Consider the following 22,439-nt stretch of genomic DNA (forward strand, 5'->3'; position numbering starts at 1 on the left):
GCGCCCCTCGGCCGAGGCGCTGCATGTCCGCCCTTCCGCACCCTTTACTCTGAGACCATCATGGCGAACAAAACCTTCGAAGAGCTCTTCGCAGAGCTGCAGCTCAAGGCGAAGAACGGCGACCCGGCCACCTCCCGCACCGCCGAACTGGTGGACAAGGGAGTGCATGCCATCGGCAAGAAGGTCGTCGAGGAGGCCGCCGAGGTCTGGATGGCCGCCGAGTACGAGGGCAAGGAAGCCGCCGCCGAGGAGATCTCGCAGCTGCTGTACCACGTCCAGGTGATGATGGTCGCGCGCGGGATCTCGCTCGACGACGTCTACGCCCACCTCTGAGCACACCCGTCACACGCAGAACACTCCCTACGCACGAAGGAAGCCCGACTCATGCTGCGCATCGCCGTCCCCAACAAGGGTTCACTGTCCGGACCTGCGTCGGCGATGCTCCATGAGGCCGGCTACCAGCAGCGCAAGGAGTCCAAGGAGCTCGTGCTCGTCGACCCCGAGAACGAGGTCGAGTTCTTCTACCTGCGTCCGCGCGACATCGCGATCTATGTGAGCTCCGGCCGGCTCGACATCGGTATCACGGGCCGCGATCTGCTGCTGGACTCCGGCGCCAGCGCCGAGGAGATCCTCCAGCTCGGCTTCGCCCGTTCCACCTTCCGCTACGCGACCAAGCCCGGCACCGCGTCCGGGGTCGGCGAGTTCGGCGGCATGACGGTCGCCACCTCCTACGAGGGCATCGTCGCCAAGCACCTCGCCGAGCACGGCGTCGACGCCTCCGTCGTCCACCTCGACGGCGCGGTCGAGACGGCGATCGAGCTCGGCGTGGCCCAGGTCATCGCCGACGTCGTGGAGACCGGGACCTCGCTGCGCAACGCGGGCCTCCAAGTGATCGGCGAGCCGATCATGACCTCCGAGGCGGTCGTCATCCGGCGCACCGGCGCGGACACCGACGACCCGAAGGTGCAGCAGTTCCTGCGCCGCCTCCAGGGCGTCCTGGTCGCGCGGAGCTACGTGATGATGGACTACGACTGCCGGGTCGAGCACCTGGAGCAGGCCGTGGCCCTCACCCCGGGCCTCGAGTCCCCGACCATCTCGCCGCTGCACCACGAGGGCTGGGTCGCCGTGCGCTCCATGGTCGCCGCCAAGGAGGCGCAGCGGATCATGGACGATCTCTACGACCTGGGCGCTCGCGCCATCCTCACCACCGCCATTCACGCCTGCCGGCTCTGAGGATGTCCGACACCATGCCCGCTTCCGCGCCCGAAGTCCCCGCGCTCCCGGTCACGTTCCGGCCCACACGCACCCGTGTCGTCCTGCTGACCGTGGGTGCGGCGATGTTCGTCGTCATCACCGCCGTCGCCCTGCTGCTGGAGAACCTCAGCGCTGCGGAGCGGAGCAGCTTCGTCTTCACCGCGGTGCTGTTCTTCGGCGTCCTGATGCTGCTGAGCCGGCCCAAGGTCGTGGCCGACACGAGCGGGGTCACCGTCGTCAACCTCACCAGGACCCGTCGCCTGGAGTGGGCGGAGATCCTCCGTGTCAACCTCCGTCCGGGTGACCCCTGGGTCTTCCTGGATCTGAGTGACGGAACCAGCCTGCCGGTCCTGGGCATCCAGCCCGGAATCGCCAGGCAGCACGCGATCCGTGACTTCCGCGCGCTGCGGGCGCTGTCGGAGTCCCGCGGCAGCTCGGACGCTCACTGAGCCTTTCGAGCGGCGATGCCCCTGCCGCGTCCGCGGCTTGCTTGTCTACTCTTGGGGACGGCGGCGCCAGGCGCGCCCCGTCCCGCCCACCCCCGGCCGCCCGCGGCCCGCGGGACTCTCCACCGACCCGAGGAGTGACTCCCTCCAGCAATGGACGGATCGTCCGGTAGTACCTGCGCCGCCCCCTCCCAGGAGGCGGCGGCATGATCATCCCCCTGTCGCTGCTCACCGCAGCCTTCCTTCTGATCCTCGCCAACGGCTTCTTCGTCGCGGCGGAGTTCGGTCTCGTCACCGTCGACCGGCCCGACGCCGAACGGGCCGCCGCCGAGGGCGACCGCCGGGCCGGCAACGTCGTCCGGGCGCTGCGCGAGCTGTCGTTCCAGCTGTCCGGCACCCAGCTCGGCATCACCATCACCTCGCTCGTCGTCGGCATGCTCGCCGAACCGGCACTCGCCCGGCTGCTCCACGGGCCACTGACGGCCACCGGGCTGCCCGCGGGGGCCGTCTCCGGAGCCGCGGTGGTGATCGGCATGCTGCTCGCGTCCGCCGTCCAGATGGTGATCGGCGAGTTGGTCCCCAAGAACTGGGCCGTCTCCCGGCCGCTCCAGGTCGCGCGGTTCGTCGCCGGCCCGCAGTATCTGTTCTCGACCCTCTTCCGCCCGGTCATCACGCTGCTCAACTCGACCGCCAACCGTCTCGTACGGCTGTTCGGTGTCGAGCCGGCCGACGAGCTGGCGTCCGCGCGCACCCCCGGCGAGCTGATGTCCCTGGCCCGCCATTCGGCCCTGGCCGGCGCGCTGGAGCAGGACACCGCGGACCTGTTCGTCCGCACCCTCTCGCTCGGCCATCTCACGGCGCAGCATGTGATGACGCCGCGGGTGAAGATGAGCGCGCTCCGGACCGATGCCACGGCGGCCGACGTCCTCAACCTCACCCGGGCGACCGGGCTTTCACGCTTCCCCGTCTACCGCGAGCGCATCGACGAGATCGTCGGCATGGTGCACCTCAAGGACGCCCTCGCGGTCCCCGCCGACCAGCGCACGCGCGTCCCCGTCGGCGAGGTCGCCGTAGCGCCGCTGCTGGTCCCCGAGACCCTGCCGGTCCAGCAGTTGCTGGAGCGGCTGCGCAGCGAGCAGCCGATCGCCGTGGTGGTCGACGAGTACGGCGGCACCGCCGGGGTCGTCACCCTGGAGGACATCGTCGAGGAGCTCGTCGGCGAGGTGCGCGACGAGCACGACGCCGAGGCCGACGCCCAGCCCGAACTCGCGCCGGTGGCCGCCGAGGACGGGCGGCCGGCCTGGGAGGCCGACGGCAGCTGCCGGGTGCTCACCCTGCGCCGCATAGGCCTCGATGTGCCCGACGGCCCGTACGAGACCGTGGCCGGACTGGTCGCCGATCTGCTGGGCCGCATCCCCGCCCCCGGTGACCGGGCCGAACTTCCCGGCTGGCGGCTCTCCGTGCGTCAGGTGGAGCGCTACCGCGCCGAGCGGGTGCGCCTCGTGCGCACCGCCGACGTCCCGGTGCTCACGGAGGCCGCGCGATGAGCGTTCTCCAACTCGCCTTCGCCGGCCTGCTGGTGCTCGCGAACGGGTTCTTCGTGGGGGCCGAGTTCGCGCTCGTGTCCGTCCGCCGCAGCCAGGTCGAACCCCTCGCCGCGGAGGGCTCGGCCCGGGCCCGCCAGGTGCTGCACGGACTGGAGAACCTGCCACAGATGATGGCGGCCGCCCAGTTCGGCATCACCATCTGCTCGCTGACCCTCGGCGCTGTCGCCGAGCCGACCGTCGCGCATCTGCTGGAGCCGGTCTTCCACGCGGCACACGTCCCCGAGGGCCTGATCCATCCGCTCGGCTTCGTGATCGCGCTCGCCGTGGTCGTCTTCCTGCATCTCGTCATCGGCGAGATGGTCCCCAAGAACCTCGCCATGGCCGCACCGGAGAAGACCGCGCTCTGGCTCAGCCCGGGCCTCGTCGCCTTCGCCCGGCTGTGCCGTCCGGTCACCGCGGCACTCGGCGCCTGCGCCCGGCTGGTGCTGCGTGCCTTCCGGGTCGAGCCGAGGGACGAGGTGGAGTCGGTCTTCACCAGCGACCAGCTGGGCCAGCTGGTCGAGGACTCGGGGCAGGCCGGGCTGCTGGAGCCGGCCGAGCAGGAGCGGCTGGAGGACGCGCTCGAACTGGGCTCCCGCCCGGTGAGCGACGTCCTGATCACCCGCGCCGCCCTCGTGACGGTGCCGCCGTCGGTCACTCCGCGCCGGATCGAGGAACTGACCGTCCGTACCGGCTACTCCCGCTTCCCCGTGAGCGCCGAGGGGCCGGGGCCGTACATGGGGTACCTCCATGTGAAGGACGTCCTCGACCTGGAGGACCGTGAACGGGCGGTGCCCCAGCACATCTGGCGGCCCATGGCCACGTTGCGGGCCGAGCTGCCGCTGGACGACGCCCTCACCGTGATGCGCCGGGCCGCCACCCATCTGGCGCAGGTCGCGGACGCGTCGGGACAGGTACTGGGCCTGGTCGCCCTGGAGGACGTGCTGGAGATGCTGGTGGGCGAGGTCCGCGACCCGTCCCACCGGATCACCGTGCCGTCCACGCCCCGGACCACGCCCCCGGCCCGGGACACCGCGCTGGTCGGCTGAGGCTCAGAGCGGTGGAGGCTCCTGGGAGCCGCGGTCCCGCGGACCGCGGCCCGACAGGACCTCGCCGTACGCCTGCATGAGATCGGGCAGCCGCAGGGTGGCCAGATCCTCGCGGGTCGGCGTGCCGGGGTAGCCGGACAGCCGCAGATCGCGGTACGCGCAGCTCTTCTCGTACAGGGTGCGCAGAAAGCGGCCGTTGCCCAGCTCGTCGATCCAGCTCTGGTCGACCACATGGCCGCTGATGGACCGCAGCTCGTCGACGGCCTCCTCGTCCCACGTGTCGCCGTTGTCGGCGGCCAGCACCTGCCCGATCGCCGTGAGCTCCAGGGGTCGGTACGAGGGAAAGTCGACGCGGGTGGTGAAGCGTGACGACAGCCCGGGGTTCGTGGCGAGCAGCCGGTCCATGCCCTCGGGATAGCCGGCCAGGATGACCACGAGATTGTCGCGGTTGTCCTCCGCCCGCTTCAGCAGCACCTGCAGAGCCTCGTCGCCGTACGCATCGCCCTTGCTGTAGCCGGAGTTGGACAGGCTGTACGCCTCGTCCACGAACAGCACACCGCCGAGCGCCGAGTCGATCAGCTCGTTGGCCTTCACCGCCGTCTGGCCGAGAAACTCGCCCACCAGATCGGACCGTTGGGCCTCCACCAGATGGTCGCCGCCGAGCAGCCCCAGCGCGTAGAAGACCCGGCCGAGGATGCGGGCCACGGTGGTCTTGCCGGTGCCGGAAGGGCCGGAGAAGACGAAGTGGCGCTTGGGCGGCTGTACGGGCAGCCCCTGGCCGGCCCGCAGCCTTGCCATCTTCAGCTGCGCCGACAGGGCGTTGACCTGCCGCTTCACCGGTTCCAGACCCACCATCCGGTCCAGCTCGGCGAGAGCGTCGGCGAGCAGGTCCGGGTCGGTGGGGCCGGCCGGGAAGAGCGGGGGCGCCGGCTGTGCGGGCACCGCCGCCCGGTGGCGGATGGTCTCGGGCGGTGCGGCGGGCACCGAGCCGGGCAGCTGCGTCTGCGGATCGATGCCGATACGGGCGTCGGCGGCCGGGGAGCCTTCCCCCTCCGCCTGAGCGTCCACCGCGTCCTGGCCGTATCCGGCGAGGGAGACGGCGAGCCCGGCCGAGTCGTCGAAGCCGTCCATCCCGTCGTACTCGGCGATCGCGGCGAGCCGGGCCGAGGTGTCCATGAACGCCGGGTCGATACGGTGCACCGCCCGGTACAGTGGCAGCGCGGCCGCGCTGCGCCCGGTGCCCTCATGAGCGCGCGCCAGCCAGTACCGCAGCTCCTTGCGCTGCGGCTGCTCGCTGCGACAGCGCATCAGGGCGGCCGACAGCAGCGGCTCGGCCTGTCCGTACATCTCCAGACGCACCCGGGCCATGCCGCCGAAGAGCCCGGCCTCGATGCCCAGCACCTGATCGTTGACCAGCGGCTCGGTGTGGCGTACGAGCTGCTCCCAGTCCTTGACCAGGTAGGCGCGGCAGGCGTGCAGAAACCGGACCTGCGGGTCCGCGTCCACCGGCGGCAGCCCGGCGAGCGCCCGGTCGAGCTCGGGCACATGGCGGCCGTCGAGCCAGTGGGAGGCGTGCGCCAGCAGGAGATCGCGCGGGCTTTCGAGCACGGGCTGGACCCACCAGCCCAGCCAGTACCAGGAGTTGAGTGTGCGGCGGTGCCGGGCGCGCTGTTCGCCGAAGCGTTCGCGGTTGCGGTACATGCGCAGCAACGCGGTCGTCGTGTCGACGCGCAGCGCATGGAGCCCGAGCCAGCCGTCCGCCATCCCGGGGTCGAGCCGCACGGCGCTGCGGAACTCCTCCTCCGCCTGGGGGTAGGCCCCCATGGTGTAGGCGTCCACGCCGCGCACCCAGGCGAGGTCGGCCGGGGCCGGTGCGCCCTGAGTGCCGATGTCCATCAGGTCCCCCACAAAGTGCACCTGGGCTGTGTTTTCCGGGGGAGCCCCCCGGACCCCCGGCGCCGGGAGGGCGACCGTGGGCAATGCACTGAACCGCCTTGCCGAGGACGGGAATTGACCCCACCGAGGTGCATCGTACCTGCGCAGAGGGGTTGGGCCTAAGGGCACCACAAATGATCCATTGGCGGTGACCCTGGGTGAGCGAAGGCGGGCTGTCGCGCCGGTGAAGTGGGGGAGAGGGGCAGAACGAAGCCCCCGATCACGGGGGAACAACCGGGGGCTTCGCGTCCGCGGCGACTCCGGAAAGCCGCACATTGAGAACGTAAGACCTGTACGCCCCGTCGGTCAAGAAGAGTTGGAGCACTCTTGAGGCGGATTTACGACTGCTCAATATGGGGGTGAAATCCGGTTACCCTCTGTGATGATTCCGTTCAATCGTGCTGTCGCAGAAGGCCTCGGCAGTACCTCATATCCCTCGGAACACTCGCGTACCAGCGAATTCGCGAATGAATACGAGGGGTCGGTCAGGAAATGGCGAGTCTCCGCCATCGTCCAGTCGTCCCAGAACGCCGAAAGCGCATCCCCGTCGCGCAGACGGCCCCGCTGCCAGGACCCGTCGGCGTCCCTGTCCATCCAGAACAGCCATGCCAGATGAGGGCGCAGCGCCCGCCGGCCGGCGCCGACGCCCTCGACCAGCACTATGGGCGCCGGTTCGAGCGTCCGCGCCGAGGTGTACCGCCGCCGGTCCCAGTCGTACGGCTCGTAGCGCGCCTCCGCGCCCCGCGAGAGCGGGGCGAGTACCTGGCGGAGCAGCCGGTGCGTCCAGTCGAAGAACTCCTCGTGGCTCGCCAGGTCGTCGAGATGCAGCACCGGCACTCCGCCCCCGAGGGCCTCCGCGAGCCGTGCGGTGAAGGTGCTCTTGCCCGACCCCGCGTGGCCGTCCACGGCGATCAGCCGCACCGGCCCGCAGGAAGGCGGCAGCGCCCGCAGGACCGGTGCCAGCTGTTCGAGGTCGTCCATTCGGCCACCTTACGAGGGCGCGGTGGAATGCCGCAGGTCACTCCCTATGCGCCGGCCCGCAGAACTTTCAAAGGACAAGACCGATATTGGTGGCGCGACGCGATGCCGGGATGCTGGCAGAACTTGGCAGGGACCCGTAATAGTGGGCCCACTGCAGGCACCGACTTGGGAGCCCCATGGCCAGAGCCACTTCCACTTCCCGCAGAACCGTGCTCGGCGCCGCGTTCGCGGCAGCGGCGGGAGCGGGCGTCCTGTCCTCGTCGGCCGCCGCGGCCACCGCACCCCGGGCGCGAAGAGGTGCCGTGAACGCCGCCGCGGCTCGGAACGGTGCAGGAACGATTCCGTTCGTCGACAACCAGTTCTGGGCGACGTACACCGACTGGCGAGGTGGCACCCTCGCAGGCACCAGGGCGGTCGACGGCAGCCGTCCCGGCGTCGTGATCGCCGCACCCGCCGGCCGTGTCGACTACACCGACCCGCACACCGGGAAGACCGCCGCCTGGGAGTACGCCACCTGGACCTCCCCGGTCCACCGCACCGCGGTGCCCGCGACGGAGCTCGTCGCCTCCTGGAACGCGCACACGCCGCCCGGCACGTGGATCCAGGTCGACCTGCGCGGCCACTACTCCGACGGCACCGTCAGCCCCTGGTTCGTGATGGGGCGCTGGGCGGCGGGCGACGGCGACATCCGGCGGACCTCCGTCGACGGTCAGTCCGACGGCAAGGCCTCCATCTGGACCGACACCTTCTCGATCGACGACGCGGCGAGCGGTCTGCGCCTCGCGACCTACCAGCTGCGCGTCAGGCTCCACCGCAGGCCAGGCTCCGGCCTGACGCCCACGGTCCGGCGGCTCGGCGCGATGGCCTCGGACGTTCCCGACCGGTTCACCGTCCCGGCCTCCACCCCGAAGCTCGCGCGCGAGCTGGCCGTGCCGCGCTACTCGCAGAACACGCACGTCGGCCAGTACCCCGAGTACGACAACGGCGGCGAGGCCTGGTGCAGCCCCACCTCCTCTCAGATGATCATCGAGTACTGGGGCCGGAAGCCGTCCCCCGCGGACCTCGCCTGGGTCAACCCGGCCTTCGCCGATCCGCAGGTCTGCCACGCGGCCCGCTTCACCTTCGACCACCAGTACGAGGGCTGCGGGAACTGGCCGTTCAACGCCGCGTACGCGGCGACCTACCCGGAGATGAACGCGGTCGTCACCCGGCTGTCCTCGCTCGCCGACCTGGAGACGCTGGTGCGCGCGGGCATCCCGGCCATGACGTCGCAGTCGTTCCTCAAGGAGGAGCTGACGGGGGCGGGCTACGGCACCGCCGGTCATCTGATGACCGTGATCGGGTTCACAGCCGCGGGCGATGTGATCGCGAACGACCCCGCGTCGCCGGACAACGCGGCCGTACGCAGGGTCTACCGCCGCCGCGAGTGGGAGAACATCTGGCTGCGGACAAAGCGGTACAACGCGAGCGGGAACGTGTCCTCCGGCACAGGGGGCGTCTGCTACCTCTACTGGCCGGAGGGCCCGACGGCCGCTCAGCGCAAGGCTCTGGAGGCCTTCGGCATCCACTGAGGCGCCGACCGGGCCCCGGGGGCAGTGACGTACGTCTCTACCCTCGGGTCCCGGTCTTTGGCACTGTGGTCGGGTCACCCGGGGGGACGTACACCTGTCAGCCGACCGAGCGAGATGCCCCATGACTTCTTCCGCCACCACCGCAGACCGCGTCCGGACCCGTACCGGCGGCCCCGACGAGGACTCGAACCTCCTCGAGCACATTCTCGGCTGGACCCTCGTCGTCGTGTTCGCCATGCTCGTGACCCAGATCGGCCTGATCTAGCCGCTGCGCAGGTCTGCCATACTGCGGGAATCCTGTGGCAGTTGGAGACTAGGGCGCAATTTGAATAATAGTCAACAACGCGGTGCGACCGAACGATCCCAGGTGCGCCGCGTTGAACTCATCGCAACCGGGCGGAAGTTGTTCGCCGACACTTCCTACGACGCGCTGTCGATGGACGACATCGCGAAACACGCCGGTGTGGCCAAGGGTTTGATCTACTACTACTTCAAGAGCAAACGCGGCTACTACCTCGCGATCATCGAGGACTCGGTGGCCGATCTCGTCTCCGGCGCGGCGAGCGACACCGAACTGCCGCGCGCCCAGCGGGTGCAGCGCACCGTCGAGGGCTATCTGCGCTACGCCCAGCACCACGAGGCAGCCTTCCGCACCATCGTCACCGGCGGCGTCGGGTTCGACACCGAAGTGCAGTCCATACGCGGGGCGGTGCGCGAGGAACTGATCGCCACCATCGCCGAGGGTGCCTACGGCAGACGCGACATCCCCATGATCGCCCGCCTCGCGCTGCTCGGCTGGCTCAGCAGCGTCGAGCAGATCACGCTGGACTGGCTCGCGCACCAGGAGCTGGAGCGGGAGATCGTCTGCGCTCTGCTGATGCGCCAGCTCCGGGCCACTCTCGGCACCATCGAGGAGTTCGAGCCGAAGTGCCCGCAGCCACCGCGCGAACACGTGCCGCCGCCGTATCCGCAGGACACCGTGGTCCAGGCCTGACCTGGGTCTTTCGGGTCTGAGGGGCGGTTTCGGGCCCGACCGGGTGCGTCCGGACCTGTCAGCGGGGCGGGAAGCCCGACCGGCTCCCCGCCCCGCTGACCGTTCTCCTCCGGCTGGCTGCCGGCCTTGATCGGCTCCCCGCTGGCGGTGTCGCCGCTGAGCTCCCAGAAGAGGGTGCCTCCCAGCCCCTGCCGGCTCTTGTCGTCCATCTTGCCGGTGATGGTGGCGGGGGTGTCGTAGCTCCACCACTGGTTCCCGCAGCGCGCGTACGCGGTGCCGGCGACCGTCCCGTTCGCCGGGCACTTCGTCAGTTCCTTGTAGTCGTCGATACCGGGCTCGTACGTGCCGGGCGCGGGTCCCGTCGCCGTGCCGCCGGGCGCCTTCCGGGGCACGCCCGTCCAGCCGCGTCCGTAGAAGCCGATGCCGTGCCGGGGCGGCGGCCGTCGCCGCCGACTTCTCCTGTGGGGCGCTTTCGCCCGCGGCGGCGGCGTGGGCACCCGTCAGCAGGGTCGCGCGGAGCGCGGCGGTGCGGGGAACGCGGTACGCGTTGCGGGAACGACAGAAGGACTAGACCATTGGGTCAATGGTTCGGACCTGGTTCCCCCGCAGGGGAACGGGGGCCGGGCCGGACGGCTCCACCCGTGACGGAAGTCCGCTGATCGGGCATACTCAACCCGCCACAGCCGCCGTCCAGCCCCATCCGTGATCCGGAAAGGCAGCATCGGCCTGGCAGGAAGACCCGGCGGCGCGCACACACCCTTCGCGCGCGACCGCCGCATCGCCCGACAGGGAGGAGAGCGCCGCCATGCCCGACCGCGCCCCGCAGCCGGTGGAACGTCAACTGCCCACCGAGGAGTCCAGGGATCTCATCGCCCTGGTGCGCGACATCATCGAGCGGGAGATCGCTCCACGGGCGGCCGAGGAGGAGGAGGCGGGACACTTCCCCCGCGAGCTCTTCACCCTCCTGTCCCAGTCAGGTCTGCTCGGCCTTCCCTACGACAGCGAGTACGGCGGCGGGGACCAGCCGTACGAGGTCTATCTCCAGGTCCTGGAGGAGCTGGCCGCCGCCCGGCTCACCGTGGGTCTCGGCGTCAGCGTCCACTCCCTTTCCTGCCACGCACTGGCCGGATACGGCAGCAAGCAGCAGCAGAGCGACTATCTGCCCGCCATGCTCGGCGGCGGACTGCTCGGCGCGTACTGCCTGTCGGAGCCCTCGTCCGGCTCGGACGCCGCCTCCCTGCGCACCAAGGCCGTCCGCGACGGCGACGACTGGGTGATCACCGGCACGAAGGCCTGGATCACGCACGGCGGGATCGCCGACTTCTGCACCGTGCTCGCCCGCTCCGGCGGGGAGGGCGCTCGCGGCATCACGGCCTTCCTGGTGCCCGGGGACGCCGACGGTCTGAACGCGGCCGCGCCCGAGAAGAAGATGGGCATGAAGGGCTCGCCCACCGCCCAGATCAACTTCGACGGAGTCCGGGTCTCGGACGCCCGCCGCATCGGCGACGAGGGACAGGGCTTCGCGATCGCGCTCTCGGCCCTGGACTCCGGCCGACTCGGCATCTCCGCGTGCGCCATCGGCGTCGCGCAGGCCGCTCTCGACGAGGCCGTCTCGTACGCCACCGGCCGCCTCCAGTTCGGCCGGCCCATCGCCGACTTCCAGGGCCTGCGCTTCATGCTGGCCGACATGGCCACCCGGATCGAGGCGGGCCGTTCGCTCTATCTGGCGGCCGCCCGGCTTCGGGACGCGGGACGCCCGTTCTCCCGTGAGGCCGCCATGGCGAAACTCTTCTGCACGGACACGGCGATGAGCGTGACGACCGACGCCGTGCAGGTGCTGGGAGGCTACGGCTACACCATGGACTTCCCCGTCGAGCGCTACATGCGCGAGGCCAAGGTCCTGCAGATCGTCGAGGGCACCAATCAGATCCAGCGCATGGTCATCGCGCGCCACCTGGCCGGTCCCGAGACCCGCTGAACCGACGGCGCCGCGGACCGCTCCCGGGCGGTCCCCGGCGCCGTCGGGCGTTCGGCCGCGTCAGCGGATCGAGACGCTGCCCGCCATCTCCGTGTAGTGGGTCCGGCCGGGGTGGACGATCGCGTCGACGGTCCCCCGGCAGTCGAATCCGGTCCACACGGTGGCCGTCGCGTCGGTCCTGTTGGTGATCGAGGACGGGAACCAGGTGACCGGGTAGCACCCGCTCGGATTCTCGTACGCGTCCCGGTTGATGATCAGCGTGCCCCGGGCCGCGTACGCGGAGTTCGGAACCGCGAGCGTCAGCGCCGCCGCCGTCGCGAGCGCACCGAGCACCGTGGCCGTCCGTCTGTGCGTCATCCGTCAGCTCCTTCCACCGGCAGTGGGCCGCGCCCGAAGCGGCCCGCAGGTGGTCCCCACGTAAGCACGCGGGGGGAGAGCGGACGGACGGAGCGCGCAGGCCCGGTCCCGTCAAGTACCGCGTTCACGCCACCAATTCACGACGGGAACCGGGCGCGGTGGAGCAACTCCTGTGAACCGGGGCCGCGTTCGGCTCCAGCTCGCGGCCGTACGAGCGCCGGAGACCGGCGGCGTGGTCGGGCGGGACTCAGCCGTCGGCAGCGCGCAGCCCGAACTGCCCGACAGGGACTGCGCGTTACGACATCCTGCCGGGACGCCCTCAGGCGCGGCGGCTGCGCATCGACGGCATCCGCACCGGACGCGAGCCCGGGCCGCCGACGTGCGAGAAGGGCTGCATCCGCCAGTCCAGGCCCTGAGGCAGCGTCAACAGCAGTGCGGTGTCCTGCTCCTGGACCTCCAGCGACTCGTCCGCGGCGCTCGCCTGCGAGGCGGGCCGGCCGGTGCCGGTGCACACGGTGAGACCGAACGGGTTCCACGGAGTCGGGCACAGCGCGTGCTCCGGAAGGACGTCCTCGTCGGCCAGCAGCGCGATCGGCTGCACGCAGTCCGGGCAGATGACCCGGTACATCTCGTAGGTGTCGTACGCGTCCAGCTCGTCCATCTCGGCGGGCTCAGCCGGATCAACGGGCTCCGGTTCGGTACGGCCGGTGTTCTTGACACTCTGCATGGAGATCTCCCCCTCGGGTGGGCCGACCAGGCACGTGCGGCCTCGACCACAGCAAGCACTTCCCCACGCGCCCGGCAGGTAACCGTGCGGTCACGGCGGAGGCGCCGCCGGGGCTGTGGTGTTCGTCACATGCCCCCCGCAGGTGCCCTCGCATGCCTCTTTCGGCTGTGCCGGAAGCCACCTGGGCAATTAGGTTGATCCGCATGGAGGAGCTGGATCGTCAGATCGTGGAGTTGCTCGTCAAGGACGGGCGGATGAGCTACACCGACCTGGGCAAGGCCACCGGCCTGTCCACATCGGCGGTGCACCAGCGCGTCCGCCGTCTCGAACAGCGCGGCGTCATCCGCGGATACGCGGCGGTCGTCGACCCCGAGTCGGTCGGGCTCCCGATCACCGCGTTCATCTCGGTCAAACCGTTCGACCCCAGCGCCCCCGACGACATCGCCGAACGACTCGCGGACGTCCCGGAGATCGAGGCCTGCCACAGCGTCGCCGGCGACGAGAACTACATCCTCAAGGTCCGTGTCTCCACCCCGCACGACCTCGAGCACCTGCTGGCCCGCATCCGCACCCTCTCCGGCGTCTCCACCCGCACCACGGTCGTGCTGTCGACCCCGTACGAGGCACGCCCGCCGCGTATCTAGGCTGGTCCCATGACCGAGAGCACCGCCCCCCGCGCCGAAGACCGCACCGTCCTGCTGCGCGGCGGAGAAGTCCACAGCCCCGCCGACCCCTTCGCCACCGCGATGGTCGTCGAACGAGGCCACATCGCCTGGGTGGGCTCCGAGGGGGCGGCCGACGGCTTCGCCGACGGGGTCGACGAGATCGTCGACCTCGAAGGGGCCCTCGTCACCCCGGCGTTCACCGACGCCCATGTGCACACCACGGCCACCGGCCTCGCGCTCACCGGGCTCGACCTCTCCGGCGCCGCCACCCTCGCCGACGCCCTGCGTCTCGTACGCGAGCACAGTGCGGCGCACCCCGGAGCTGCCGTCCTCCTCGGCCACGGCTGGGACAGCGCCCGCTGGCCGGAACGGCGTCACCCTTCCCGCGCCGAACTCGACGAGGCGGCCGGCGGCCGACCGCTCTATCTGCCGCGTATCGACGTCCACTCCGCCGTGGTCACCACCGCGCTGCTCGACCTCGTCCCCTCGGTGACCGGTCTGTCCGGCTACCACCCGGACGAGCCGCTCACCGGCGCCGCCCACCACGCGGTGCGGGCCGCCGCGCACGCGGCCGTTGCCCCGGCCCAGCGCGAGGCCGCCCAGCGGGCCGCGCTCGACCACGCCGCGTCCCTCGGCATCGGCACCCTGCACGAGTGCGCCGGTCCCGACATCTCGGACGAGGACGACTTCGCCGGTCTGCTCGCACTCGCCCGCGGCGGAGACGTGCCGCGCGTCGTCGGCTACTGGGCCGAACGCGTGGCCGGCGAGAAGGACGCCCTGCGCCTCAGGGAACTCGGAGCGGCCGGGGCCGCCGGCGATCTCTTCGTCGACGGCTCCCTCGGCTCCCACACCGCCTGCCTCCACACCCCCTACGCCGACGCCGACCACACCGGAACCGCTCACCTCGACGCCGGGGCCGTCGCCGCCCATGTGGCCGCCTGCACCGAGGCGGGGCTCCAGGCCGGCTTCCACGCCATCGGCGACGCCGCCCTCACCACCGTCGTGGACGGCATCCGGGCCGTCGCCGACACGCTCGGCCTCGCCCGCGTCCGCGCCGCCAGACACCGCGTCGAGCACGCCGAGATGCTGACGCCCGAAACCATCGCCGCCTTCGCCGAGTTCGGCCTCACCGCCTCCGTGCAGCCCGCCTTCGACGCGGCCTGGGGCGGCGACGAGGGCATGTACGCCGAGCGGCTCGGTGTGGAGCGGGCGCGCACCCTCAACCCGTACGCCGCCCTGCTGCGCGCGGGCGTCCCGCTCGCCCTCGGCTCCGACGCCCCCGTCACGCCGCTCGACCCCTGGGGCACCATCCGCGCCGCGGCCTTCCACCGCACCGCCGAGCACCGGGTGTCCGTACGGGCCGCCTTCACCGCCCACACCCGGGGCGGCTGGCGGGCCGTGGGGCGTGATGACGCGGGCGTCCTGGTCCCCGGGGCGCCGGCCGACTACGCCCTGTGGCACACCGACGAACTGATCGTCCAGGCGCCGGACGACCGGGTAGCCCGCTGGTCGACGGACCCGCGCTCCGGCACCCCCGGCCTGCCCGACCTCACCCCCGGCACCGAGCTGCCGGTCTGTCTGCGAACGGTGGTATCTGGACAAACGATCTTTGAGCGGCCGAAAGAGTGACGTACGGACATTTCGTACCGCCGACCGGTGCTTCCGAGGTTCGGCCACGACCTGCGGATCTTCGTCTCCGGCCCGGGAAATTGGGCAAATCGCGCAGATCGCACGACTGTTGACACGGAGCGCCCACCGGCCGGTAGGTTCGGCCGAGTCCACCACAGGACGTCCGGCCGGAGAACTTTCTCCCAGTCGTCGAACGCCGCTGGGCCATGGGGCAGAGCACCGCACCGGTGCCCTGCCACTGGGAGCCAGGTTCAGCGCCCGCGCCTCGGGGGCGAGGGAAGGATTCAGCCGGCCGGCAGGTGTGACCCGGGTAGGGCCCGGCGTTCAGTAGACAACGGCTCTCGGTCGACCCGCAGCCAGCGGGTCCCAGGTCGGCCCGAAGGACGCCGGGCCCTGATCCGCACCCGCTGCCTCTCCCCGCCGCACGGCACCCGACACCCCAGGTCCGTGCCGCCGCAGCCTCCCGCCGCACGATCGCTATGGTGGGGCTCTGTGCACGGACATTAAGGGGCAGCAGTGAACGACGGCGCTGGGTCTACCCAAGGCGAAGCCCAGGGGAGGCGGTACGAACCGCTCGGCAGATCCTTGGTGATCATCCCGACCTACAACGAGGCCGAGAACATCAAGGCGATCGTCTCCCGGGTGCGCGAGGCCGTGCCCGACGTGGACATCCTCGTCGCCGATGACAACAGCCCCGACGGCACCGGCAAGATCGCGGACGAGCTCGCGGGCCACGACGAGCAGGTGCACGTCCTGCACCGCAAGGGCAAGGAAGGCCTCGGCGCCGCTTACCTCGCCGGCTTCGCCTGGGGCATGGAGCACGACTACGGCGTCCTGATCGAGATGGACGCCGACGGCTCGCACCAGCCCGAGGAACTGCCCCGTCTGCTGACCGCCCTCAAGGGCGCCGACCTGGTGCTCGGTTCGCGCTGGGTCCCCGGCGGCCGGGTCGTCAACTGGCCCAAGTACCGCGAGTTTCTGTCCCGCGGCGGCAGCACCTACTCCCGCCTCCTCCTCGGCGTCCCGATCCGCGACGTCACGGGCGGCTTCCGCGCCTTCAGGGCCGACACCCTCAAGGGCCTCGGACTCGGCGACGTCGCCTCCCAGGGCTACTGCTTCCAGGTTGACCTCGCCCGCCGCGCGGTGGCCGAGGGCTACCACGTGGTCGAGGTGCCGATCACCTTCGTCGAGCGGGAGCTGGGCGACTCCAAGATGAACCGCGACATCGTCGTCGAGGCGCTGTGGCGCGTCACCGCGTGGGGTGTCGGCGACCGGGCGAATCGTCTCCTCGGCCGCAAATCCTCGTAGCGGCGACGGTGGTGCCCCTCCCGTCCGTACCGCGATCTTCTTGATCACCCGCTTACGCCACTCCGGCGGGCGCCCAGGCACACTGGGAGCATGACGACCGGCGCAATGCCCCCGACAGCCCCCAAGCGCTCACGCGCCCGCAACCTGATTCCCCTCGCTGTTGCCGCCTGGCTGGTGCTCGAGATCTGGCTGCTGACCCTCGTCGCCGGGGCGGCCGGCGGGCTGACCGTTCTCGCCCTGCTGATCGGCGCCGGCATCGTCGGCGGCGCCGTAGTGAAGCGCGCCGGACGGAGGGCCTTCCGCAACCTCACCGAGACCGTGCAGAGGCAGCAGAACGGCCAGGCGCCGCCCCCGGAGAGCGGCAGCACCGGCAACGGCTTCCTGATGCTCGGCGGGCTGCTGATCATGCTGCCCGGCTTGATCTCCGACGTGGTGGGCCTGGCCCTGCTCGTCCCGCCCGTCCGCTCGTACCTCGGGCGCCGCGCGGAGCGGTCCCTCGAGCGCCGGATGCGGGCGGCGGACCCCGGCAGCCTGGGAGACGCCTTCCAGCAGGCCCGTATTCACCGCCCCGACGGCAAGATTGTGCAGGGTGAAGTCATCCGCCAGGACGCGGGACAGCAGTCCGGCGGGTACCAGGACGAGGGCCCGAGGCCGCCGCTCACGCCCTGAGCGGCACCCTTTTGGCGCGCGGCGGGTTCGCGGGTGGCGTGCGTGTGGCCCGGTGCGCACCCGCTCCGAGTTTGAGCCGCCGTCCTGCTGACCCCGAACGCCGCCGTCCTGCGGACCCCGGACACAACAGAGCCGCGGGCCGTCTCACCTGGTCGGTGAAACGGCCCGCGGCTCTTGTCGTGCGTCATGCTGTTGTAGGTGGCGCCAGATGGTGCGATGCGGTGTACGCGGTCAGGCGGATCAGGCAGACTTCCGGCTGTCCCGCGGGTGCACGGCGATGTTCATGGCACCGGAGCGCAGGACGGCCAGCCTCTCGGCCAGCACCTCCTCCAACTCCTCGCGGGTACGCCGCTCCATGAGCATGTCCCAGTGCGTTCGCGCCGGCTTGCCCTTCTTCTCCTCGGGGCCATCCCCGTCGACCAGGAGTGCCTGGGCGCCGCACGCCTTGCACTCCCACTCCGGGGGAATTTCCGCCTCGACCGAGAACGGCATCTCAAACCGATGTCCGTTCTGGCATGCGTACTCCACCGCCTGGCGCGGGGCCAGATCGATGCCGCGGTCCGTCTCGTAGCTGGTAACCACGAGGCGCGTGCCGCGGAGAGCTCGCTCACTCATGAATCGTGCCTCCCGGGCTTGTCGCCCACAGGACAGGTGTCGCTGTCGTCGTCATCCGGTCAACGTCCGGTCGGCGGTAAAGATTCCCGTTCCGGGTCATGCGTCGCCCGTCGTGCCGCTGGTATCCCATTGGTTGGGGTACCCACCAGTGCCCGGTTTGTCACATCTGACAGGAAGTGTCACCCAGTGATTTCACTTCTTCAGCTCGCAGTAACGGTCCGCCTGGCAGGCCAAAGGCGTACACTACCGGCCTTTCACTTCAACGTCTAAATCCGGTCCGGCACGGGGTTGCCCGCGGCTGCCACCGCACGGCGTACGGGTACCCGGGCGAGCAGCACGAAACCCAGCCCGAAAAAGACCACCAAAGAGATGATCGCGTCCCGATAACTCCCGGTCAGCTGGTACGCGAGGCCGAAGACCAGCGGTCCGAGCCAGCTCAGGCCGCGATCGCTCATCTCGTACGCCGAGAAGTACTCCGCCTCCTTGCCGCGGGGGACCAGGTGTGAGAAGAGCGACCTCGACAGGGCCTGGCTGCCGCCGAGGACGAGCCCGATCGCGGCGGCGAGGGCGAAGAACCACACCGGAGCCTTCGCCGGGAGGAAGAACCCGCCCGCCAGGATCACGGCCCACACTGCGAGCGACCCGAGAATCGTCCGCTTGGCCCCGTGCGTTCTGGCCAGCCGTCCCATTCCGAGAGCACCGGCCACGGCCAGCACCTGCACCAGCAGAACCGCGACGATCAGGGTCGTCTGGTCGAGCTCCAGCTCCTCGGAGCCGTAGATCGAGGCCTGCGAGATGACCGTCTGGATGCCGTCGTTGTAGACGAGATACGCCAGCAGGAACGACATCGTCAGCGGATGCTTCCGCATGTCCTTGAGGGTCGCCACCAGCTGCCGCCAGCCCGATCCGACCGCCCCCTCGCCGTTCGGCGCGATCCGCCGGTCCCGCAGACGCCGCAGCGGAACCAGCGTGAAGGCGCCCCACCACACACCGGCCGACGCCAGACAGATCCGTACGGCGGCGGATTCGGAGAGGCCGAACGACTCGTGGCCCGAGTAGACGATCAGATTGAGCACCAGGACCAGAGCGCCGGAGGTGTAGCCGAAGGCCCAGCCGCGCGACGAGACCGCGTCGCGTTCGTCCGGCTCGGCGATCTGCGGCAGATAGGCGTTGTACAGGACCATGGAGACGGACAGCGAGGCGTTCGCGACGACCAGCAGAAACGCGCCCAGCAGATAGCGGTCGCCGCCCACGAGGAACATGGCCGTCGTGGCCGTCGCACCCACATACGCGGCCACGGCCAGCAGCGGCTTCTTCCGCCCCGTCCGGTCCGCCCACGCGCCCGCCATCGGCATCAGCAGCACGGCCAGCACCACGGACGCGGAGACCGCGTAGGCGAACACCGATCCCGCGCGTATCGGGACGCCGAGGGGATGGACGAAGCCGTCCGCGTCGGCCGCGGCCTTCGCCACCGACGTCAGATAGGGGCCGAGGAAGACGGTGAGCACACTCGTCGAGTAGACGGAGCAGGCGAAGTCGTAGAAGTACCAGCCGCGTTGCTCGCGCCGGCGGTCGCCCGCCCCCGTCGTCTCCGCCGCGATGTCGGTCGTCACGCCCGCCCCCTGGCTCGTCCGTGGTGCAGACGCGCGGGTCAGACCCAGACTCCCCGGTCGGTCAGTACCGTGCGCAACGTCTCCAGATGATCGGTCATGATGCCATCCACTCCGAGGTCCAGGAGCGCTGCCATCCGGTCCGCGTCGTTGATGGTCCAGACGTGCACCTGAAGACCCCGGGCGTGCGCCGACTGCACGAAGCGGCGGTCCACCACGCGTACCCCGCCATGGGACTCCGGTACCTGCGCGCACACGGCGCCCATCCGTACCGCCGCCGGAATGCCGAACGACCGCAGCCGCAGGCCCACCACTCCCCGCACGCCGTAGGACGTGGCGAGGCGCGGACCCGCGAGGCGCATCGCCCGGGCCACACGGCCCTCGGAGAACGAGCCGATGCAGACCCGGTCCCAGGCGCCGGCCCGGCGCACGAGATCCACCAGCGGCACCAGCGCGGGCTCCGCCTTGATGTCGATGTTCCAGCGGGCCTCGGGGAATTCCTCCAGCAGCTCCTCGAACAGCGGCAGCGGCTCCTTGCCGGCCACCTTCGCCTGCTGGATCTCGCTCCACGGGAGGTCCGAGATCCGGCCCTCGGCGTCCGTCAGCCGGTCCAGCGTCGAGTCGTGGAAGGCCACCAGCTTGCCGTCGGCCGTGGTGTGCACATCCGTCTCGAAGTAGCGGTAGCCGAGATCGGCCGCACGGCGGAACGCTGCGGTGGTGTTCTCGATCCCGTCCGCCGCGCCGCCGCGATGGGCGAAAGGCAGGACGGAGGGGTGGTCGAGATAGGGGTGGAGTACACGGTTCACTTGCGCAGTATCGCCGGTCCGGGTGTCGAACCGGCGACGACCGTGCTGCTTGCGTCCTGATCGGAGATGGCGAAGACGCGCAGGAAAAGCTGCGCGAGCGGGCCGATGGCCAGGGCGTAGGCGATGGTGCCGATGCCCACCGAGCCGCCCAGCACGAAGCCCGTCGCCACGACGGCCACCTCGATCGCCGTACGCACCAGTCGGATCGAGCGTCCCGTGAGCCGGTGCAGACCGGTCATCAGACCGTCGCGCGGGCCCGGTCCGAACCGTGCCGCGATGTAGAGCCCGGTCGCCACCCCGTTGAGCACGATGCCCGCGACCAGGAGCGTGACCCGGACGGGCAGGGCGTGGGCGTCCGGGACGAGCGCGAGCGTGCCGTCCATCGCCAGACCGACGACGAAGACGTTCGACACGGTGCCGAGGCCCGGTCGCTGCCGGATCGGCACCCACAGCAGCAGCACCACGGCGCCGACGATGATCGAGACCACGCCCATGGTCAGACCGGTCCGCTCCGCCAGGCCCTGGTGCAGCACCCCCCAGGGTTCGAGTCCCAGCCCGGCGCGCACCAGCAGTGCCGCACTCACGCCGTAGAGGGTGAGACCGATGTACAGCTGCGACAGCCGGCGAGTGAGATGCGCGGACTTCCCCGTCACGATGACGCCCCTCTGGTGATGGTGGACTGACCCATGACACTCTGTGGCTATGCCACACACGGCAACCATGGCCAATTCGATGAAGGTGGACTGACTTCCATGACGCAGTGGACCTCTGCGGTGGGCGCAGCCCAGCTCGCCCGGCAGCTCACCGCCCAGCAGCCGCGTCCCGCCGGCCCGGGGACCCGTAAGCCGCCGGCCTACCGGGCCCTCGCCGACGGTATCCGGCTGCTCGTTCTCGAAGGCAGGGTCCCCGTCGCCGCCCGCCTCCCCGCGGAGCGCGAACTCGCGGTGTCCCTCTCCGTCAGCCGCACCACGGTCGCCGCCGCCTATGAGGCGCTGCGTACCGAGGGCTTCCTCGAGTCCCGCAGGGGTGCGGGCAGCTGGACCGCCGTACCGGCGGGGAACCCGCTGCCCGCGCGGGGCCTGGAGCCGCTGCCGCCCGAGTCGCTCGGCTCCATGATCGACCTGGGCTGCGCCGCCCTGCCCGCGCCCGAGCCGTGGCTGACCCGAGGTGTCCAGGGAGCGCTGGAGGAACTGCCGCCGTACGCCCACACCCACGGCGACTACCCGGCGGGCCTCCCCGCCCTCCGGCAGATGCTCGCCGACCGCTACACCGAGCGCGGTATCCCGACCATGCCCGAACAGATCATGGTCACCACCGGCGCGATGGGTGCCATGGACGCCATCTGCCATCTGTTCGCCGGGCGCGGGGAGCGAGTGGCCGTCGAGTCGCCCTCGTACGCCAACATCCTCCAGCTGATGCGCGAGGCCGGGGCACGTCTCGTGCCCGTGGCGATGGAGGAGGGGCTGGGCGGCTGGGACCTGCCGCGGTGGCGGCAGGTGCTGCGGGACGCGGCACCCCGGCTCGCGTATGTCGTGGCCGACTTCCACAACCCCACCGGCGCGCTCGCGGACGAGGACCAGCGCCGCCGGCTGGTCGACGCGGCCCGCTCCGCCGGCACGGTCCTCGTCGTGGACGAGACGATGTCCGAGCTGCATCTGGAGGACGGTCTCGACATGCCGCGGCCCGTCTGCGCCTTCGACCCGGCGGGCAGCACCGTGCTCACCGTCGGCTCGGCCAGCAAGGCCTTCTGGGCCGGTATGCGCATCGGCTGGGTGCGGGCCGCACCGGATGTGATCCGCTCGCTCGTCGCCGCCCGCGCCTACGCCGACCTGGGCACCCCGGTCCTGGAGCAGCTCGCCGTGAACTGGCTGATGCGCACCGGCGGCTGGGACCAGGCGGTCTCCATCCGGCGCGACCAGGCCCGGGAGAACCGCGACGCGCTGGTCGCCGCACTGCGCCGGGAACTGCCGGACTGGGAGTTCGCCGTCCCGAGCGGCGGTCTCACCCTCTGGGTGCGCACCGGCGGGCTGTCCGGCTCCCGGCTCGCCGAGGTCGGCGAACGGGTCGGGGTGCGCGTCCCCTCGGGGCCGCGCTTCGGAGTGGACGGGGCCTTCGAAGGTTTCGTCCGTCTGCCGTTCACGGTCGGTGGGCCGGTGGCCGACGAGGCGGCAGCGCGGCTGGCCGCTGCCGCGCGGCTGGTGGAGGCGGGAGCGAAGGCGGGCACGGAGACGCCGCGCACCTTCGTCGCCTGATCTCTCC

22 protein-coding genes and 1 pseudogene are annotated in these 22,439 nt (G+C 70.9%); 14 read left to right on the top strand and 9 right to left on the bottom strand.

The window, feature by feature from the left end:
- The first annotated feature begins 60 nt into the window (after positions 1–60).
- From ABTX78_RS25970 to ABTX78_RS25990, 5 genes are all read left to right on the top strand, one after another.
- Positions 61–333: a phosphoribosyl-ATP diphosphatase gene (locus ABTX78_RS25970; protein WP_142215995.1), complete on the top strand. Its 273-nt coding sequence runs from the start codon at positions 61–63 to the stop codon at positions 331–333.
- A 51-nt stretch (positions 334–384) separates the two neighbouring features.
- Positions 385–1,233: an ATP phosphoribosyltransferase gene (gene hisG / locus ABTX78_RS25975; protein ID WP_352209203.1), complete on the top strand. Its 849-nt coding sequence runs from the start codon at positions 385–387 to the stop codon at positions 1,231–1,233.
- A 14-nt stretch (positions 1,234–1,247) separates the two neighbouring features.
- A complete protein-coding gene (locus tag ABTX78_RS25980; protein ID WP_352209204.1) occupies positions 1,248–1,703 on the top strand; it encodes a PH domain-containing protein in 456 nt (151 codons plus the stop codon).
- A gap of 203 nt (positions 1,704–1,906) precedes the next feature.
- Complete coding sequence (locus ABTX78_RS25985; RefSeq protein WP_352209205.1) at positions 1,907–3,247, top strand: hemolysin family protein; 1,341 nt, start codon at positions 1,907–1,909, stop codon at positions 3,245–3,247.
- A complete protein-coding gene (locus ABTX78_RS25990) occupies positions 3,244–4,335 on the top strand; it encodes a hemolysin family protein (RefSeq protein WP_313947519.1) in 1,092 nt (363 codons plus the stop codon). Before ABTX78_RS25985 ends, ABTX78_RS25990 begins: the two co-directional genes overlap by 4 nt.
- A gap of 3 nt (positions 4,336–4,338) precedes the next feature.
- On the opposite strand, the gene ABTX78_RS25995 is transcribed toward ABTX78_RS25990, so the two are convergent.
- Positions 4,339–6,231 carry an AAA family ATPase gene (locus ABTX78_RS25995; protein WP_352209206.1) on the bottom strand — a complete coding sequence of 631 codons (1,893 nt, stop codon included), beginning with the start codon at positions 6,229–6,231 and terminating at the stop codon, positions 4,339–4,341.
- Positions 6,232–6,618: 387 nt separating this feature from the next.
- Positions 6,619–7,251, bottom strand: a complete 633-nt coding sequence (locus ABTX78_RS26000) for a uridine kinase family protein (protein WP_352209207.1) — start codon at positions 7,249–7,251, stop codon at positions 6,619–6,621.
- Positions 7,252–7,427: 176 nt separating this feature from the next.
- Here ABTX78_RS26000 and ABTX78_RS26005 point away from each other — a divergent pair, with 176 nt between their 5' ends.
- The 3 genes from ABTX78_RS26005 to ABTX78_RS26015 all read left to right on the top strand — a co-directional run bounded on the left by ABTX78_RS26005 (position 7,428) and on the right by ABTX78_RS26015 (position 9,816).
- Complete coding sequence (locus tag ABTX78_RS26005) at positions 7,428–8,822, top strand: C39 family peptidase (protein ID WP_352209208.1); 1,395 nt, start codon at positions 7,428–7,430, stop codon at positions 8,820–8,822.
- Positions 8,823–8,943: 121 nt separating this feature from the next.
- On the top strand, positions 8,944–9,087 hold the full coding sequence (locus ABTX78_RS26010; protein WP_313947523.1) for an SCO1431 family membrane protein: 144 nt from the start codon (positions 8,944–8,946) through the stop codon (positions 9,085–9,087).
- A gap of 60 nt (positions 9,088–9,147) precedes the next feature.
- Positions 9,148–9,816, top strand: coding sequence for a TetR/AcrR family transcriptional regulator (locus ABTX78_RS26015; protein ID WP_502993961.1), 669 nt, complete (start codon positions 9,148–9,150; stop codon positions 9,814–9,816).
- A gap of 122 nt (positions 9,817–9,938) precedes the next feature.
- Here ABTX78_RS26015 and ABTX78_RS26020 read toward each other — a convergent pair.
- Positions 9,939–10,241, bottom strand: a pseudogene (locus ABTX78_RS26020) (glycosyl hydrolase family 18 protein); the annotation flags it as partial.
- Positions 10,242–10,621: 380 nt separating this feature from the next.
- Between ABTX78_RS26020 and ABTX78_RS26025 the strand changes: the two are divergent.
- Positions 10,622–11,794, top strand: coding sequence for an acyl-CoA dehydrogenase family protein (locus ABTX78_RS26025; RefSeq protein WP_352209210.1), 1,173 nt, complete (start codon positions 10,622–10,624; stop codon positions 11,792–11,794).
- Positions 11,795–11,854: 60 nt separating this feature from the next.
- Here the strand turns inward: ABTX78_RS26025 and ABTX78_RS26030 are convergent, their stop codons facing one another.
- The gene (locus ABTX78_RS26030) at positions 11,855–12,151 is read right to left on the bottom strand and encodes a hypothetical protein (RefSeq protein ID WP_352209211.1); all 297 of its coding nucleotides are present in this window, start codon (positions 12,149–12,151) and stop codon (positions 11,855–11,857) included.
- 319 nt (positions 12,152–12,470) lie between these two features.
- Positions 12,471–12,878 carry a hypothetical protein gene (locus ABTX78_RS26035; protein ID WP_352209212.1) on the bottom strand — a complete coding sequence of 136 codons (408 nt, stop codon included), beginning with the start codon at positions 12,876–12,878 and terminating at the stop codon, positions 12,471–12,473.
- 203 nt (positions 12,879–13,081) lie between these two features.
- Here ABTX78_RS26035 and ABTX78_RS26040 point away from each other — a divergent pair, with 203 nt between their 5' ends.
- From ABTX78_RS26040 to fxsA, 4 genes are all read left to right on the top strand, one after another.
- Positions 13,082–13,522 carry an Lrp/AsnC family transcriptional regulator gene (locus ABTX78_RS26040; RefSeq protein ID WP_313947529.1) on the top strand — a complete coding sequence of 147 codons (441 nt, stop codon included), beginning with the start codon at positions 13,082–13,084 and terminating at the stop codon, positions 13,520–13,522.
- A gap of 9 nt (positions 13,523–13,531) precedes the next feature.
- A complete protein-coding gene (locus ABTX78_RS26045) occupies positions 13,532–15,172 on the top strand; it encodes an amidohydrolase (protein WP_352209213.1) in 1,641 nt (546 codons plus the stop codon).
- Positions 15,173–15,688: 516 nt separating this feature from the next.
- A complete protein-coding gene (locus ABTX78_RS26050) occupies positions 15,689–16,480 on the top strand; it encodes a polyprenol monophosphomannose synthase (protein WP_352209214.1) in 792 nt (263 codons plus the stop codon).
- Between the two features lie 90 nt (positions 16,481–16,570).
- Positions 16,571–17,149 carry an FxsA family membrane protein gene (gene fxsA, locus ABTX78_RS26055; protein ID WP_352209215.1) on the top strand — a complete coding sequence of 193 codons (579 nt, stop codon included), beginning with the start codon at positions 16,571–16,573 and terminating at the stop codon, positions 17,147–17,149.
- A 240-nt stretch (positions 17,150–17,389) separates the two neighbouring features.
- On the opposite strand, the gene ABTX78_RS26060 is transcribed toward fxsA, so the two are convergent.
- From ABTX78_RS26060 to yczE, 4 genes are all read right to left on the bottom strand, one after another.
- The gene (locus ABTX78_RS26060; protein WP_003959706.1) at positions 17,390–17,764 is read right to left on the bottom strand and encodes an RNA polymerase-binding protein RbpA; all 375 of its coding nucleotides are present in this window, start codon (positions 17,762–17,764) and stop codon (positions 17,390–17,392) included.
- A gap of 266 nt (positions 17,765–18,030) precedes the next feature.
- The gene (locus ABTX78_RS26065; protein WP_352209216.1) at positions 18,031–19,377 is read right to left on the bottom strand and encodes an MFS transporter; all 1,347 of its coding nucleotides are present in this window, start codon (positions 19,375–19,377) and stop codon (positions 18,031–18,033) included.
- Between the two features lie 38 nt (positions 19,378–19,415).
- Complete coding sequence (locus tag ABTX78_RS26070; protein ID WP_352209217.1) at positions 19,416–20,180, bottom strand: glycerophosphodiester phosphodiesterase family protein; 765 nt, start codon at positions 20,178–20,180, stop codon at positions 19,416–19,418.
- Positions 20,177–20,833, bottom strand: coding sequence for a membrane protein YczE (gene yczE, locus ABTX78_RS26075; protein ID WP_502993962.1), 657 nt, complete (start codon positions 20,831–20,833; stop codon positions 20,177–20,179). Before yczE ends, ABTX78_RS26070 begins: the two co-directional genes overlap by 4 nt.
- Before the next feature lie 99 nt (positions 20,834–20,932).
- Between yczE and ABTX78_RS26080 the strand changes: the two genes are divergently transcribed.
- Entirely contained in the window at positions 20,933–22,432 is a 1,500-nt protein-coding gene (locus ABTX78_RS26080; RefSeq protein WP_352209219.1) for an SCO1417 family PLP biosynthesis transcription factor, read from the top strand.
- Positions 22,433–22,439: the final 7 nt, after the last annotated feature.

It is taken from the genome of Streptomyces sp. NPDC096193 (genome assembly GCF_040302905.1).
Taxonomy (GTDB): domain Bacteria; phylum Actinomycetota; class Actinomycetes; order Streptomycetales; family Streptomycetaceae; genus Streptomyces.

Coding starts and splice junctions, on each gene's coding strand:
- ABTX78_RS25970 (WP_142215995.1), top strand. CDS start 61: ATGGCGAACAAAACCTTCGAAGAGCTCTTCGCAGAGCTGCAGCTCAAG.
- ABTX78_RS25985 (WP_352209205.1), top strand. CDS start 1,907: ATGATCATCCCCCTGTCGCTGCTCACCGCAGCCTTCCTTCTGATCCTC.
- ABTX78_RS26045 (WP_352209213.1), top strand. CDS start 13,532: ATGACCGAGAGCACCGCCCCCCGCGCCGAAGACCGCACCGTCCTGCTG.
- ABTX78_RS26005 (WP_352209208.1), top strand. CDS start 7,428: ATGGCCAGAGCCACTTCCACTTCCCGCAGAACCGTGCTCGGCGCCGCG.
- ABTX78_RS26030 (WP_352209211.1), bottom strand. CDS start 12,151: ATGACGCACAGACGGACGGCCACGGTGCTCGGTGCGCTCGCGACGGCG.
- ABTX78_RS26040 (WP_313947529.1), top strand. CDS start 13,082: ATGGAGGAGCTGGATCGTCAGATCGTGGAGTTGCTCGTCAAGGACGGG.
- ABTX78_RS25990 (WP_313947519.1), top strand. CDS start 3,244: ATGAGCGTTCTCCAACTCGCCTTCGCCGGCCTGCTGGTGCTCGCGAAC.
- fxsA (WP_352209215.1), top strand. CDS start 16,571: ATGACGACCGGCGCAATGCCCCCGACAGCCCCCAAGCGCTCACGCGCC.
- ABTX78_RS26035 (WP_352209212.1), bottom strand. CDS start 12,878: ATGCAGAGTGTCAAGAACACCGGCCGTACCGAACCGGAGCCCGTTGAT.
- ABTX78_RS26000 (WP_352209207.1), bottom strand. CDS start 7,251: ATGGACGACCTCGAACAGCTGGCACCGGTCCTGCGGGCGCTGCCGCCT.
- ABTX78_RS26025 (WP_352209210.1), top strand. CDS start 10,622: ATGCCCGACCGCGCCCCGCAGCCGGTGGAACGTCAACTGCCCACCGAG.
- ABTX78_RS26080 (WP_352209219.1), top strand. CDS start 20,933: ATGACGCAGTGGACCTCTGCGGTGGGCGCAGCCCAGCTCGCCCGGCAG.
- ABTX78_RS25995 (WP_352209206.1), bottom strand. CDS start 6,231: ATGGACATCGGCACTCAGGGCGCACCGGCCCCGGCCGACCTCGCCTGG.
- ABTX78_RS26060 (WP_003959706.1), bottom strand. CDS start 17,764: ATGAGTGAGCGAGCTCTCCGCGGCACGCGCCTCGTGGTTACCAGCTAC.
- ABTX78_RS25980 (WP_352209204.1), top strand. CDS start 1,248: ATGCCCGCTTCCGCGCCCGAAGTCCCCGCGCTCCCGGTCACGTTCCGG.
- hisG (WP_352209203.1), top strand. CDS start 385: ATGCTGCGCATCGCCGTCCCCAACAAGGGTTCACTGTCCGGACCTGCG.
- ABTX78_RS26010 (WP_313947523.1), top strand. CDS start 8,944: ATGACTTCTTCCGCCACCACCGCAGACCGCGTCCGGACCCGTACCGGC.